11 protein-coding genes are annotated in these 13,950 nt (G+C 74.7%); 6 read left to right on the top strand and 5 right to left on the bottom strand.

The features are described 5' to 3' along the window. Positions 1-7: 7 nt before the first annotated feature. The gene (gene buk / locus ANAEK_RS00235) at positions 8-1,138 is read right to left on the bottom strand and encodes a butyrate kinase (protein WP_012524127.1); all 1,131 of its coding nucleotides are present in this window, start codon (positions 1,136-1,138) and stop codon (positions 8-10) included. Beyond that, entirely contained in the window at positions 1,135-2,058 is a 924-nt protein-coding gene (locus ANAEK_RS00230) for a phosphate acyltransferase (RefSeq protein ID WP_012524126.1), read from the bottom strand. The genes buk and ANAEK_RS00230 overlap by 4 nt, the downstream gene beginning before the upstream one ends. 126 nt (positions 2,059-2,184) lie before the next feature. Between ANAEK_RS00230 and ANAEK_RS00225 the strand changes: the two genes are divergently transcribed. Genes ANAEK_RS00225 through ANAEK_RS00205 form a run of 5 tightly spaced genes read left to right on the top strand, consistent with a single transcriptional unit; the run spans position 2,185 to position 7,437 of the window. Further along, complete coding sequence (locus tag ANAEK_RS00225) at positions 2,185-3,825, top strand: thiamine pyrophosphate-dependent enzyme (RefSeq protein ID WP_012524125.1); 1,641 nt, start codon at positions 2,185-2,187, stop codon at positions 3,823-3,825. Then, positions 3,818-4,306 (top strand): indolepyruvate oxidoreductase subunit beta, encoded by a 489-nt coding sequence (locus ANAEK_RS00220; RefSeq protein ID WP_012524124.1) that lies wholly within the window; start codon positions 3,818-3,820, stop codon positions 4,304-4,306. The genes ANAEK_RS00225 and ANAEK_RS00220 overlap by 8 nt, the downstream gene beginning before the upstream one ends. Before the next feature lie 13 nt (positions 4,307-4,319). Next, entirely contained in the window at positions 4,320-5,645 is a 1,326-nt protein-coding gene (locus ANAEK_RS00215) for a phenylacetate--CoA ligase family protein (protein WP_012524123.1), read from the top strand. Between the two features lie 19 nt (positions 5,646-5,664). Then, complete coding sequence (locus ANAEK_RS00210) at positions 5,665-6,108, top strand: amino acid-binding protein (protein ID WP_012524122.1); 444 nt, start codon at positions 5,665-5,667, stop codon at positions 6,106-6,108. A 3-nt stretch (positions 6,109-6,111) separates the two neighbouring features. Next, positions 6,112-7,437, top strand: coding sequence for a phenylacetate--CoA ligase family protein (locus tag ANAEK_RS00205; RefSeq protein ID WP_012524121.1), 1,326 nt, complete (start codon positions 6,112-6,114; stop codon positions 7,435-7,437). Positions 7,438-7,619: 182 nt separating this feature from the next. Here ANAEK_RS00205 and ANAEK_RS00200 read toward each other — a convergent pair whose 3' ends face one another. The 3 genes from ANAEK_RS00200 to ANAEK_RS00195 are packed head-to-tail and all read right to left on the bottom strand — an operon-like array spanning position 7,620 to position 10,721. After that, on the bottom strand, positions 7,620-8,894 hold the full coding sequence (locus ANAEK_RS00200; protein WP_012524120.1) for a hypothetical protein: 1,275 nt from the start codon (positions 8,892-8,894) through the stop codon (positions 7,620-7,622). 50 nt (positions 8,895-8,944) lie between these two features. Then, on the bottom strand, positions 8,945-9,106 hold the full coding sequence (locus ANAEK_RS23080) for a symporter small accessory protein (protein ID WP_012524119.1): 162 nt from the start codon (positions 9,104-9,106) through the stop codon (positions 8,945-8,947). Then, a complete protein-coding gene (locus tag ANAEK_RS00195) occupies positions 9,090-10,721 on the bottom strand; it encodes a sodium:solute symporter (protein ID WP_012524118.1) in 1,632 nt (543 codons plus the stop codon). Before ANAEK_RS00195 ends, ANAEK_RS23080 begins: the two co-directional genes overlap by 17 nt. A gap of 278 nt (positions 10,722-10,999) precedes the next feature. Here ANAEK_RS00195 and ANAEK_RS00190 point away from each other — a divergent pair, with 278 nt between their 5' ends. Next, the gene (locus ANAEK_RS00190; RefSeq protein WP_012524117.1) at positions 11,000-13,948 is read left to right on the top strand and encodes a hypothetical protein; all 2,949 of its coding nucleotides are present in this window, start codon (positions 11,000-11,002) and stop codon (positions 13,946-13,948) included. The last annotated feature ends 2 nt before the right edge of the window (positions 13,949-13,950 follow it).

Genomic DNA, 13,950 nt, shown 5'->3' with positions numbered 1-13,950 from the left:
CCGGCGGTCAGCGCGCCGGATCGAGCGGCGCGTAGCGCCGGGCCGGCTCCTCGCCGGAGAGGACGCGCAGCGCGCCCTCGGCGAGCGCGCGCAGCTCGTCCTCGCCCGGATGGACCTCCACCGGCGCGATCCACGCCACCCGCCGGCGGACGCCCTCCACCACCGGCGCGAGGTGGGCGAGGCCGCCGGTGAGCACGATCGCGTCCACCCGCCCGTCGAGCGCGACCGCCATCGCCGCCACGGCCTTCGCGGCCTGGTAGCACATCGCGTCCACCAGCAGCGCGGCCCGGGCGTCGCCGCGCTCCGCGCGCGCCAGCGCCTCGCGGACGTCGCGCGTGCCGAGGTGCGCGTAGAGCCCGCCGTCGCCGAACAGCCGGCGCTTCACGCTGCGTGCGTCGGCGCCGGGCGCGAAGCACAGCTCCACGAGCGCGTTCGCCGGCACGCCGCCGGCCCGGTCGCCCGAGAACGGCCCCTCGTCGCGCGGGTTCACCACGTCCACCATCCGGCCGCCGGACAGGGCGCAGAGCGAGATCCCGGTGCCGAGGTGCGCGAGCACCAGCCGGAGCGCCTCGAGCGGCCGCCCCGCCGCGGCGGCGTGGCGGCGCGCCACCGCCCGGAGGTTGAGCGCGTGCACGAAGCTGGTGCGCTCCACCCCGGCGAGGCCGGTGACGCGCGCCACCGGCGCGAGCTCGTCCACCGAGACCGGGTCCACCACCAGCGCCGGGCAGCCGTGCGGCGCGGCCAGGGCCCGCGCCATGGGCGCGCCCAGGTTGGAGGCGTGCTCGCCGTGCGCGGCCCGCTCCAGCTCGGCCACCAGCGCGTCGTCCACCAGGTACGCGCCGGCGGCGAGCGGCGGGAGCAGCCCGCCCCGCCCGGCCACCGCGGCGAGCACGCCCGCCCGCACCCCGGCCCGCGAGAGGAAGTCCTCGGCGGCGGCGACGCGCCCGGGCAGCTCGTCCCAGATCCGCGCCGCGGGGCGCGCCATCGCCTCGGGGTGGAGCACCTTCTCCTCGCGCACCGGCAGGCCGCCGCGGAACAGGCCGAGCTTGGTGGACCCGGCGCCGGGGTTCACCGCGAGCACCAGCGGCCCGCCGCCCGCGCCGTCGCCGGTCGGCCGGTGCCCCGCGCCCGCGCTCACCGGGTCCCCCGCGCCGCCGCCAGCACGCCGAGCGCGATCGAGCAGAGCTTGTCCTCCGGGCGCTCCACCCGCGACGGGATCAGCACCGGGGCCCGGGCGCCCACGATCACGTGCGCGACGCTCCGGTGCGCGAGGTAGGTGAACGCCTTCCCGAGCGCGTTGCCGACCTCGATGGTGGGCGCGAGCAGGAGGTCGGCCCGGCCGGCCACCGGGTGGTCGATGCCCTTCTCCCGCGCGGCGTCGGCCGAGAGCGCGTTGTCGAGCGCGAACGGACCGCCCACCACGCAGCCGGTCAGCTCGCCGCGCGCGTTCAGGGCGGCGAGCGCGGCCGCGTCGCGGGTGTGGGGCATGGCCTCGGTCACGGTCTCGACCGCACACAGGCAGGCCACCCGCGGCCGGTCGTGCCCGAGCGCCCGGAACAGCGCCGCCGCGTTCTCCACGATGGCCCGCTTCTGCCCGAGGTCGGGCGCCACGTTCACGCCGCCGTCGGTGACGCCGAGCAGCCGCGGCGCGGCGGAGAGCGGGTGATCCGCCACCAGCACGTCGGAGAGGAGGCGCCCGTCGCGGAGCCCGGCCTCGCGATCCAGGATGGCCGCGAGCAGCGCGGCGGTCTGGAGCCGGCCCTTCATCAGCACCGCCGCCTCGCCGCCCCGGACCATGGCGACCGCGCGGCGCGCCGCGTCCTCGTCGTTCGCGGCCTCGTGCAGCTCGAACAGCGCCGGATCCTCGCCGAGCGCCCGCAGCCGCGCCGCGATCTCCGACCGCCCGCCCACCAGCACCGCGTCGGCGATCCGCTGCCGGCGGGCGAGCGCCGCCGCACCGAGCGCCGAGTCGCTCGCCGCGGCCGCCACCACCAGCCGGAGCGGGCCGGCGGTGCGCGCCTCCGCGGTCAGCCGCGCCAGGGTAGGGATGGGAATCATCAGCCCCGTTCAGGTATCATGCCGGGTCCACGTCAGAGACGACCGCGGCCGGGCCGGGTTGTATCCCGGACCGAGGGCGGCCTGCACGCCCCGTGATCCGGGGCGCGCGAGAGGAGAACCCGAACGATGGAACGGCGGCTTCTATCCGGGGACGAGGCGGTGGCGGCGGCGGCCCGCGACGCGGGCGTGCGGCTCGGCACCGGCTATCCCGGCACCCCCTCGACCGAGATCCTCCAGGCGCTCGACGCGCTCGGCGGCCGCGCCCAGTGGGCGCCCAACGAGAAGGTGGCGCTGGAGGTCGGCCTGGGGGCCGCGTTCGGTGGCGCGCGCGCGCTCGTCACCATGAAGCACGTCGGGCTGAACGTGGCAGCCGACCCGCTCTTCACCGCCGCGTACACCGGCGTGAAGGGCGGCCTGGTGGTGGTGAGCGCCGACGATCCGGGGATGGCCTCGTCGCAGAACGAGCAGGACAACCGGCACTACGCCGCCGCGGCCGGGCTGCCCATGCTCGAGCCCGCCGACTCGCAGGAGGCCTACGACCTCACCGTGGCCGCGCTCGAGCTGTCCGAGCGCTTCTCGATCCCGGTGATCCTCCGCATGACCACGCGCGTGTGCCACTCGAAGACGCTGGCCGCGCGCCGCGCCGACCTGCCGGCCCCGCCCGCCCCGGCGTTCGTGCGCGACATCCCCGGCCGCGTGATGATCCCGGCCTACGCCCGCCCCGCGCACCGCCGGCTCCGCAAGAAGCTGGAGGCGCTCCAGGCGTTCGCCGAGGAGACCCCGCTCAACGTCTGGGTGAAGGGCGACCGCGCGCTCGGCGTCATCACCTCCGGCGTGACCGCGCGCCACGTGGCCGAGGCCGCGCCCACCGCGAGCCGGCTCGAGCTGAAGACGGTCTACCCGCTCCCCCTCGAGAAGATCCGCGCCTTCGCCGCCAGCGTCGATCGCTGCATCGTGGTGGAGGAGGGCGACCCGATCTTCGCCGACGCCATCCGCGCCGCCGGCATCGCGGTCGAGGCGAAGGAGGCGCCGTACCGCTTCGGCGAGCTCGACGTGCAGCGCGTGCGCCGGATCCTGGCGCGCGACACCTCGCCCGAGCCGGAGCTGCCGAAGGGCCGGCCGCCGGCGCTCTGCGAGGCCTGCCCCTACCACCCGGTCTACGCCACGCTGCGCAAGCTCGACTGCATCGTGGCGGGCGACATCGGCTGCTACACGCTCGGCGTCCTCCCGCCGTACCAGGGCATCGACACCTGCGTGGCCATGGGCGCCTCGCTCGGCGTGGGCCTCGGGCTGCGGCACGTGCTGCCGGAGGCCGACGCGCGCCGGGTGGTCTCCATCATCGGCGACTCGACGTTCGTCCACACCGGCCTGAACGGCCTCGTCGAGATGGTCTACAACCCGCCGCCCACCGGCCACGTGCTGGTGGTGCTCGACAACGGCACCACCGCGATGACCGGCCAGCAGGAGCACCCCGGCACCGGCCGCACGCTCGACCACGAGCCCACCGGCAAGGTGTCGATCGAGGGGCTGGCGCGGGCGCTCGGCGTCGCGAACGTGGACGTGGTGGACCCGGTGGCGGATCCGGCCGGCTGGGAGAAGCTGCTGAAGGATCGCCTGGCCGAGCCGAGGCTGTCCGTCATCATCGCGCGGCGGCCCTGCATCCTCGCCGCCGCCGACATCCGCCGGTACGAGAAGGCGGCCGACGAGAAGCGCGCCGCGCTCGCGTGCGCGGGCTGCGCCGGCGCCGGGGAGGCCTCCGATGCCTAGCCGCACCGTGAACGTGGTCGTGGCCGGGCTGGGCGGCCAGGGCGTCATCAAGGCCTCCGAGATCCTGGCGGACGCCGCCTTCCGCGCCGGCCTCGACGTGAAGAAGGCCGAGGTCCACGGCATGAGCCAGCGCGGCGGCTCGGTCACCACCGACGTCCGCTTCGGCGCCGAGGTGCTCTCGCCCATGGTCCCGGCCGGCGAGGCCGACTTCCTGCTGGTGCTGGCGCCCTCCGAGCTGGAGGTGACCCGGCCGCTGCTCCGGCCCGGCGGCCTCCTCATCCCGCCGGACGCGGTGGACGAGGCCAGGCTCCCGAACCGCCGCAGCCTGAACGTGGCGCTGCTCGGCCTGCTCTCGCACCACCTCGAGCTCGACGAGGCCCACTGGCTCGCCGCCATCCACGCCGCCCTGCCCGAGCGGCTCCACGCCGTGAACGACGCGGCCTTCCGGCTCGGCCGGGAGACCGCCGCCGCCGCGCGCTGATCCGGGAGGCCCCGTGACCACCTCCTGGAACGACGCCGGCAGCGCCTTCCACCCGGCCAGCGCCCCCGACTTCCTCCCCCGCCGCGAGCTGGAGCAGCTGCAGCTCGCCCGGCTCCGCGCGGTGGTGGCGCGCGCCTACGAGAAGGTCCCGCTCCTCCGCCAGCGCATGGAGGCCCGCGGCGTCTTCCCCGACGCGCTCCGCGCGCTCGAGGACCTCGCGCGCCTGCCGTTCACGGTGAAGGCCGACCTGCGCGACACCTACCCGTTCGGCCTGTTCGCCTCGCCGGTGGAGGAGATTGTCCGGCTGCACGCGTCCTCCGGCACCACCGGCAAGCCCATCGTGGTGGCCTACACCGCGGCGGACCTGGAGGTGTGGACGAGCGTCATGGTGCGCGCGTTCGCCGCCTGCGGGCTGCACCAGGGCGACCTCATCCAGAACGCGTACGGCTACGGCCTGTTCACCGGCGGCCTGGGCGCGCACTACGGCGGCGAGGCGCTCGGCGCGACGGTGATCCCCATCTCCGGCGGCAACACCGAGCGCCAGCTCATGGTGCTGCAGGACTTCGGCGTCACCGCCATCTGCTGCACGCCCTCCTACATGGTCCACCTCATCGAGCGCGCCCGCGACGCGAAGATCGGCTTCGGCCGGCTCAAGGTGGGCGTGTTCGGGGCCGAGCCCTGGTCCGAGTCGATGCGCGCGCACATCGAGCGCGAGGCCGGCATCCGGGCCCACGACATCTACGGGCTCTCCGAGATCATCGGGCCGGGCGTGGGCATCGAGTGCGTCCACCGCGACGGGCTCCACCTGTTCGAGGACCACTTCTACCCGGAGATCGTGGACCCGGAGACCGGCGCGGTGCTGCCGGACGGCGCGGAGGGCGAGCTCGTGCTCACCACGCTCTCCAAGCAGGCGATGCCCATGATCCGCTACCGGACCCGGGACATCACCGCCATCGATCCTTCGCCGTGCCGCTGCGGCCGCACGCTCCGGCGCATCCGCCGCATCGGCCGGCGCTCCGACGACATGTTCATCATCCGCGGCGTGAACGTGTTCCCGTCGCAGGTCGAGACCGCGCTCCTGCAGGTCGAGGGGACGCTGCCGCACTACCAGATCGTCCTCACCCGCGCGAAGGGGCTCGACGAGATGGAGGTGCAGATCGAGGTCACGCCGGAGGTGTTCTCCGACGAGATCCGCGGCCTGCAGCGGCTGCAGGAGCACCTCGGCGCGGCGCTCGAGCAGGTGCTCGGCCTCCGCGCGCAGGTGACGCTGGTGGCCCCGCGCACGCTGCAGCGCAGCGAGGGCAAGGCGAAGCGCGTCATCGACCGTCGCAACATCTGAGAACGCACCGGAGGCCGGCATGAAGATCCGTCAGCTCTCGCTGTTCCTCGAGAACCGCCCCGGGCAGCTCCGGGTCCCGTGCCAGGTGCTGGGCGACGCGGGCATCGACATCCTCACGCTCTCGCTCGCCGACACGCAGCAGTTCGGCATCCTGCGCCTCATCGTGAAGGACCCCGAGCGCGCGAAGCAGGTCCTCGAGAAGGCGGGCGTCGTCGTGAACGTCACCGACGTGCTGGCGGTGGACGTGCCCGACCGGCCGGGCGGCCTCGCCGAGGTGCTCGAGGGCTTCGAGGCCTGCGGCCTCGGCATCGAGTACATGTACGCGTACTCGGTGCGGAGCCGCGGCGAGCACGCCACGCTCGTGTTCCGCCTCTCGGATCCGGACCGGGCCGCCGCGCTGCTGCAGGCGCGCGGCGTCCGCCTGGTGGGCGCGGCCGAGCTGTTCGCGCGCGCGGGGGCCTAGCCGATGGCCCGCTTCGCGCTCGAGAACCGGATCCTCGATCCGGAGGAGACGCTCGACCGTGACGCGCTCGCCGCGCTCCAGGGCCGCCGCCTCGCCGAGACCGTCCGCCGCGCCCGCGCGGTGCCGCACCACCGCAAGGCGCTGGAGCGGGCCGGCGTCCGCGACGAGGACCTGCGCGGCCCGGCCGACGTGCGGCGCCTGCCGTTCACGGTGAAGGACGACCTCCGGCAGAGCTACCCGCTCGGCCTGCTGGCGGTGCCGCGCGAGCAGGTGGTGCGCATCCACGGCTCCTCCGGCACCACCGGCCGCCCCACCTTCGTCGCCTACACCCGCCGCGACCTCGACACCTGGACCGGCCTGGTGGCCCGCTTCCTGGTGGCCGGCGGGCTCCGCCCCGAGCACACCGTCCACGTCGCCTTCGGCTACGGCCTGTTCACCGGCGGCTTCGGGCTGCACTACGGCATCGAGCGGGTGGGCGCCGCGGTGGTCCCGTCCGGCGGCGGGAACACGCCGCGCCAGGTGCGGCTCATCTGCGACCTCTCCGCGGACGTGCTCATCAGCACCCCGTCCTACGCGCTGCACGTGGGCGAGGTGGCCCGGGCCGAGGGGCTGAAGCCGGGCGACCTGCCGCTCCGGTACGGTCACTTCGGCGGCGAGCCCTGGACCGAGGAGATGCGCGGGGAGATCGAGCGGTCGCTCGGGATCCTCGCCTTCAACAACTACGGGCTGTCCGAGGTGATCGGGCCGGGCGTCGCCGGCGAGTGCCCCGCGCGCGACGGCATGCACGTGCAGGAGGACCACTTCATCGTCGAGTGCCTCGACCCGGTCACGCTCGAGCCGGTGCCGGACGGCGAGGTGGGCGAGCTCGTCTTCACCTCGCTCACCAAGGAGGCGATGCCGGTGCTGCGCTACCGCACCCGCGACCTCGCCGCCCTCGACCGCTCCCCCTGCCCCTGCGGCCGCACCGGCGTGCGCATGAGCCGGGTGCGCGGCCGGTCCGACGACATGCTCATCATCCGCGGCGTGAACGTGTTCCCGTCGCAGGTGGAGGAGGCGCTGCTCCGCGTCGAGGGCACCGCCCCGCACTACCTCATCGAGGTCTCGCGCCCCGGAGCGCTCGACGAGGCGGTGGTGAAGGTGGAGGTCCGGCCCGAGGACTTCCGCGACGAGATGCGCGAGATGGTGGGCCTGCGCGACCGCATCGATCGCGAGATCCACGCGGTGACCGGGATCCGGATGGTCGTGGAGCTGGTGGCGCCGAACACGCTGGAGCGCTCCGCCGGCAAGGCGCGGCGGGTGCTCGACCACCGGAAGGCCGGGCCGGCGTAGCGAGATCCCGGGCCCCGCGCAGCTCCGCTCCGTGGGGCGGGGCGCAGCCCCGTCGCGCGGCGCAGCCGCGCCCGCGGGGACCTCGCGCGTGCCCGCGAAGGCGGGCGCGCGAGGTCTCGGGCCCCGCGCAGCAAGGTGGGGCCCCGCGGAGCTCCGCTCCGCGGGGCGGGGCGCAGCCCCGTTCAGAAGGCGTACAGGCTGCCGACCTCCACCTGCGTGCTCTCGCGGCGCGCGCCGTCGAGCGTCTCGGTGGTGTAGAGCGTGCCCTCGAGCGAGACCTTCCAGCGGGAGGTGAGCGCCAGGATCGCGCCGCCCGAGACCTGCTGGTTGCGCTCGATGGTGGTGGCCTCGCTGCCGGCGGGCAGGTCGGAGGTGCGCGGCTCCTCGATGCCGTAGCCGCCGAGGAGCTGCAGCACCGGGATGGGCGTCACCACCGCCTGCGCCCAGAAGCCGCCGGTCCGCACCGGCGAGATGGCGTCGAGCTTGTTCGTGTCGGTGGCGTTCTTCGTCTGCCGCACCACCGGCGCCACCGAGCCGTAGCCGCCCAGCACCTCGCCCATGAACGTGCCGCCCTGCACCACGAGGTGCGGCACCTCCAGCCGCCCGTCGGCCGCGGCGCCCCAGCCGGTGAGCCGCTCCTCGCGCGGCGTCGAGAGCCCGTCCAGCTTCCAGAGCTGCTGCCCGAAGCGGCCCGAGGCGCCGACCTCCAGCCACGCCTTCCCGCCGCGGCGGAGCACGAGCGCCACGCGCCCCTCCGCGTCCGGCACGCCGGCGCGCTCGCCCACGAGCTGGTTCTGTGAGGTCGCCTTGTCGCCGCTCGAGGCGAGCGCGGCGACCGCCACGGTCACCCCGAGGTCGCGGCCGCGGCCCGCCTCGGCGGTGAGCCGCACCTGCGGCGCGCGCCGGAACAGGTAGCCCGCGCCGGCGAAGCGCGGCAGCGCCACGTGGCCGAGGCTGGCCGCGAACCAGGGGCCGCCGAACATCGACCAGGTCTGCCCGACGAGCAAGGTCAGGTTCCCGTTCGCGCAGGCGGCGGTGAGGTACGCGTGGCGCAGCCGGGCCTGCGGCATCGACGCGTCGGAGTTGACGTAGGTGCCCATGAAGTCGGCCTCGACGAGCCCCTTCAGCACCGCGCCCCCGAGCAGCCCGTCCACCGGCAGGCCGAGCGCGGCGCGCACCCGGCTCTGGCGCACCGTCATGCCCGCGGTGGAGTGCGCGGTCGTCGCCCACTGCGGCAGGTCGCTCGCGTTCAGGCCGCCGTCGCTCCAGTAGGCGTTCGCGATGAGCCAGCCGGAGAGGTCCACCGTGACGCCGGGCGGCTTCGCGGCCGGGGCCGGCGCAGGAGCCGGGGCCTGCGACGCGGGCGGCGGGGCGGGCGCGGGCGGCGTCTGGGCGAGGGCGGGCGGCAGCGCGGCCAGGGCCGCGAGCACGGCGAGGGCGAGGCGGATGCGGCGCATCGAGGGCTCCGTGGGACGGGGTCGGGCGGTGCGGGCGGATGGGAGAAGGGTCAGAGGTCGTCGACCTCGGCCTCGCCGGGCGGGTGGACCGGCGGGGGCAGCGGGGCGTCGTCGTCGTTCCAGTGCAGGAGCCCGTACGCCACGCACAGCGCCGCGCTCGCGAGCGTCAGCACGAACGCCGCCGTGACGCCGAGGTCACCGAAGCCCAGCATCGAGCCCTCCTTCCCGGGTGCGGGCCTGGCCGGCCGCGTCCGCGGCGGGCGCCGCGCGGCCGAGCAGCGAGCCCACCACCGTCACCAGCGCCGCGATCGGCAGCGCCACCACGATCGGATCGACGAGCGCCCAGGTGGTGCCGGCGCCGAGGCTGGTCCGGCCGGTCAGCGTCTTCACCACGCCCAGCGCCGCCGACTCGCGCTCGTGCACGAACAGCACCCACAGCGCCCAGGCGGCGAAGCCGGCCAGCATCCCGGCGATGACGCCGCCGCGGGTGGAGCGGGCCCAGAACAGCGCCGAGACGAACGCCGGCAGGAACGTCGCCGCGCACATGCCGAAGAAGAGCGCGGTGGCGATGGCGATGACGCCGGGGCCGAGGTTCCAGGCGAGGAGCACCGTGCCGGCGAAGCCCGCCAGGATCCCGGCGCGCGCCAGCAGCACCGTGCGCTCGGCCCCGCCGCCCAGCCGGAACGCCTGCTCGTAGAGGTCGCGCCCGATGGCGGTGCCGATGGCGTGGAACTGCGCCGAGAGCGTGGACATCGCCGCGGCGAGCAGCGCCAGCATGAACAGGTACGCGAACCACTCCGGCATGGCCGCCTGCGTGTAGAGCGGCATGAGCCGGTCCACGTTGGGCTTGCCGGTGGCCGGGTCGGTCATGATCGCGAGCGCGATCTTGCCGGTCCGCTGGAAGTACCAGAGGTTGGTGAGCGAGCCGACCACGTAGGCGACGCCGGCCATGAGCAGCAGGAACAGGCCGCCCGGCACGAGCGCGCGGTGCAGCTCGCGCCCGCTCTTCACGGTCATGAAGCGGACGGTGAGCTGCGGCTGGGCGAGGACGCCGATGCCGACCCCGAGCACGATGGTGGACACCATCTGCCACCAGAGCGGCGAGCCGGCAGCGGGCATGGCGGTCCAGCCGCGGTGGCCCTGCGCGCGCAGCGCCGGCGGGACCTGGCCGGCGAGATCGGTGAGCGCCTGGTGCGCCGAGAGCCCGCCCACCTGCGCGTAGGTGGCGACGAGCAGCACCAGCATGCCGCACACCATCAGCACCGCCTGGAACGCGTCGGTGTAGACGACGCCCTTCAGCCCGCCGAACAGCACGTAGCCGACGGTGATGGCCGCGAACACGAACAGCGCCACCTGGTAGTCGAGCTGGAGCTGCACCTCGAGGAAGCGCGCGCCGCCGATGAGCACCGCGGCGGCGTAGAGCGGCATGAGCAGCGCGATGGTCCCGCCGGCGAAGCCCTGGATGAAGCGGGACCGGTACCGGCGCCCGAGCAGCTCCGGGAAGGTGTGCGCGTCGAGCGCGGCGCCGAGCCGCCGGGTCGGGCGGCCGAACACCACGAACGCGACGAACACGCCCAGCAGGATGTTGAGCATGGTGAGCCAGAGCAGGCCCATGCCCATGAGCGCGGCGACGCCCGCGAAGCCCACGATGGCGGAGGTGGAGATGAACGTGGAGCCGTAGGCGAGCGCCATCAGCACCGGGTGGATCTCGCGACCGCCCACCAGGTAGTCGGCGGCGCTGCGCGTGCGGCGGTACCCGAGCCAGCCCAGGAAGGCGAGCACGGCGGCGTACGCGCCGACGGCGAGCGTGAGCAGCTCCAGGTTCACGCGTGACCCCCTCTGGTCAGGTGCGGCGGGTGCAGGGCGACCGAGCCCGCCATGGTAGCTGGCCCCACGCGGGACTCCAAACGCCTTCCAACGGGGGGCGCGCCGCACCAGCAGGGACGCGTGGAACGGACGCATTGCGTCATGCGCATTTGCCGGATTGCGTCACGGATTGGACGCGACCCGGCAATTCTTGACTTCTCAGTCAGCGGAGGGGAAACAGGATTGGTTCCCCTTTTTGCACCGAAACCCTGTTCCTCGCGCACCCGAGGAGGCCGCAGATGTCGCTTCGCCGCTACGGTCCCCCGCTGGCCCTCGCCTTCGCGTCGCTGCTCGCCTGCACCGACGTGAAGCAGGAGAAGCCCGCCCCGCAGCTCGTGATCGCCACCTTCGCGTCGCCGAACATCCCGACGCCCAACGACCTGGTCCTGCAGGCCGTCCCGACGCTCCCCGACGGCGCGCAGAAGGAGCTGCTCCAGTCCTTCATCGACGCGGGCGGGTTCCCCAGCGATCAGGAGGTCGCCATCACCATCCCGTTCCGGGCGGTCAGCTGGAACGGCAGCGCCTACGTCGAGACGACGCCGCCGGACCTCGATCCCGCCACGGTGACGACCTCCACGGTGGCGCTGCTCAAGGTGGACGGCGCCCCGCAGGCGGTCGAGTTCGAGGTGGGCAGCGCCACGGCGGGTCGCCTCGTGCTCCGGAAGAAGGCGGACGCGAGCGGCAGCCGCCGCTTCGCGCCCGGGCGCTACGTCGTCGCGGTGCGCGGCGGCGCGTCCGGCGTGAAGACCACCGCCGCGCAGGGCGGGATGCCGGTGAACCCCGACCAGGCGATCGCGATCGCCGCGCAGAACAAGGACCTCACCGTCCACGAGAACCAGCCGCCCGGGCTGACCCCGGCGCTGGTGGCCCAGCTCGAGGCGGTGCGCAAGGTGCTGTGGAGCCCGCTCACCTGGACCGACGTCGGCGGTCGCTGGACCGCCTCGGTGGACACGAACGTCGCCCCGGCCTTCGCGGCGGTGGCGCCGACGTTCGCGCCCGCCGAGGTCGCGGCCATCGCCGCCTTCGGCATCGCGCCGGCCGCGGCCCAGCCGCTCACCGACTCCGGCTCCGGCCAGATCCCGCTCCCCTCGACGTTCCTGCTCGACGGGACCCGGCCGGCCAACGACCCGCCCACCCGCTTCTACGTCCGCAACGTCCCCGCGTTCGGCCCGGCCGCCGCCGGCCTCGCCACGCTGGACGGCTTCTCCACCACCGGCATGATGCTCGCGCCGCTCAGCGCGCCGGTCGCCGCCTCCACCGTGAACGCGCAGACGGTGCTCCTGTTCGAGCTCCCGGAAGGCGCCGGCGCCCCGCGCCGCATGCGCGACGTCGCCGCCGCGCTCGGCGCCGGCCAGCCCGCCACCGCGGAGTACCTCACCCAGCCGCCGGCGCTGAACCGCACCGTGCAGGTGGGCGGCGCCGACGTGGCCGTGACCACCGCCATCGGCCTCCAGCCCGGCGTGGCCGTGCCGGTGCCGGGCGTCGGGATCGTGCCGACGCCGCCGCTCAAGGAGAAGCGCAACTACGCGGTGGTCATCACCGACGGCGTGAAGGACCTCGCCGGCAACCCGCTGAAGCGCTCCACGCTCGGCAACATCCTGTTCACCTTCACCAACCCGCCGGCGGTGGACGGCGTCTCGCAGCTCTCCGGCGTGTCCAACGCCGACGCGACCGCGCTCGCCAGCCTGCGCGCCGGGCTCGAGCCGCTCCTCGCCAACCTCGGCGCGCTGACCGGCGGCGCCGTCACCCGGGACAACGTGGTGATGGCGTACACGGTCCAGACGCAGACCGTGACCGACGTCTCGGTGGGCCTCTCGGCGCTGCCCTACCAGACCCCGACCGCGTTCGTGGGCCAGGGCGTCGCCCCGCTCGACCTCGCCGCGCTCGGCTTCGACGCGGCCGCGCAGGCGGCGCTGTTCCCGAACGTGGGCGGCTTCCTCACCGCGATGGTGCCGACCGTCGACGCCATCAACCCGGCCAACGGCGCGCTCAACCCCGACACCACGCAGTGGGCGCCGAAGCCGATCCCGGCGGTGGTGGCCTACCCGGCCGACGCGGCCTGCACCGCCGCCACGCCGTGCGTGCGCCCGCTGGTGGTCTTCCACCACGGCCTGTCCGGCGGCCGCCTCCAGATGATCACCGTGGCGAACTCGCTGGCCGCGAAGGGCTTCATCGTCGCGGCCATCGACGCGCCGTACCACGGCGACCGCGCGTTCTGCATGGAGAACTCGGAGTGCACCACCGACGGCACCGCCGACGGCGTGTGCACGCCGGACCAGGCCAAGGCCGGCCAGGGCGACGCGATCCCGCCGGGCACCTGCACCACCGGCCACCTGCGCGGCACGAACCTCTCCACCGTGGCGTCCGGGAACTACTTCATCTCGGGCAACTTCTTCCGCATCCGCGACGCCATCCGCCAGGACCACATCGACCAGGCCGCCCTGGTGCTGGCGGTGGCGCGCCCGCCCGCGCCGTTCCCGCAGCCGGCGCAGGATCCGCTGGCGGCGGCGCTCTTCCAGCGCGGGTTCGTGGTGAACCCGACCGCGGTCCACTACGAGGGCATCTCGCTCGGCGGCATCATCGGGACCGAGCTGCTCGCCACCAACCCGCGCTTCGCGCGCGGCGTGCTCAACGTCCCCGGCGGAACGCTGGTGGACGTGTTCACGAACGCGCCCGCGTTCGCGACCTCGGTGAACGCGCTGTTCCTCTCGCTCGGCATCGACCGGTCGCAGATCCCCACCAACCCGGCGGTCGCGTCGCGCTACCTGCAGACGCTCATCCTGGCGAAGTGGATCCTGGATCCGGCGGAGCCGCTCAACTACGCCGCGCACGTCCGCACCAAGCTCGCGAGCCCGCTGCTCGCCGCCCCGCCCGCGGGGATGGGCGGCACCGGCCTCGTCCACGCGACCACCGACGTCCTCGGCCAGCTCGCGAAGTGCGACGCGGTGGTGCCGAACGCCACCACGGTGGTGGGCGGCATCCCGCTGCCCTACGGCGACGAGCTGCTGGCGCTCGCCGGCGCGCCGAGCACGCTGTACGTCTCGGCCTCCGCCGCCAACAACTGCGTCCCGCACGGCGTGCTGAACGACACGCTGCTCCCGAACCCCATCGGCGGCCAGGTTCGCGACGACGCCGCGCAGTTCCTCCTCGACCTGACCGTGCCGGCCTCGCCGGCGACCCTGCCGTAACG

This window comes from Anaeromyxobacter sp. K, from assembly GCF_000020805.1.
Taxonomy (GTDB): domain Bacteria; phylum Myxococcota; class Myxococcia; order Myxococcales; family Anaeromyxobacteraceae; genus Anaeromyxobacter; species Anaeromyxobacter dehalogenans.
Note: the sequence above shows the minus strand (reverse complement) of the source record. Positions and strands in the feature narration are given on the sequence as shown.

Coding starts and splice junctions, on each gene's coding strand:
- ANAEK_RS00200 (WP_012524120.1), bottom strand. CDS start 8,894: ATGCGCCGCATCCGCCTCGCCCTCGCCGTGCTCGCGGCCCTGGCCGCG.
- ANAEK_RS00220 (WP_012524124.1), top strand. CDS start 3,818: ATGCCTAGCCGCACCGTGAACGTGGTCGTGGCCGGGCTGGGCGGCCAG.
- ANAEK_RS00210 (WP_012524122.1), top strand. CDS start 5,665: ATGAAGATCCGTCAGCTCTCGCTGTTCCTCGAGAACCGCCCCGGGCAG.
- ANAEK_RS23080 (WP_012524119.1), bottom strand. CDS start 9,106: ATGCTGGGCTTCGGTGACCTCGGCGTCACGGCGGCGTTCGTGCTGACG.
- ANAEK_RS00190 (WP_012524117.1), top strand. CDS start 11,000: ATGTCGCTTCGCCGCTACGGTCCCCCGCTGGCCCTCGCCTTCGCGTCG.
- ANAEK_RS00225 (WP_012524125.1), top strand. CDS start 2,185: ATGGAACGGCGGCTTCTATCCGGGGACGAGGCGGTGGCGGCGGCGGCC.
- ANAEK_RS00205 (WP_012524121.1), top strand. CDS start 6,112: ATGGCCCGCTTCGCGCTCGAGAACCGGATCCTCGATCCGGAGGAGACG.
- ANAEK_RS00230 (WP_012524126.1), bottom strand. CDS start 2,058: ATGATTCCCATCCCTACCCTGGCGCGGCTGACCGCGGAGGCGCGCACC.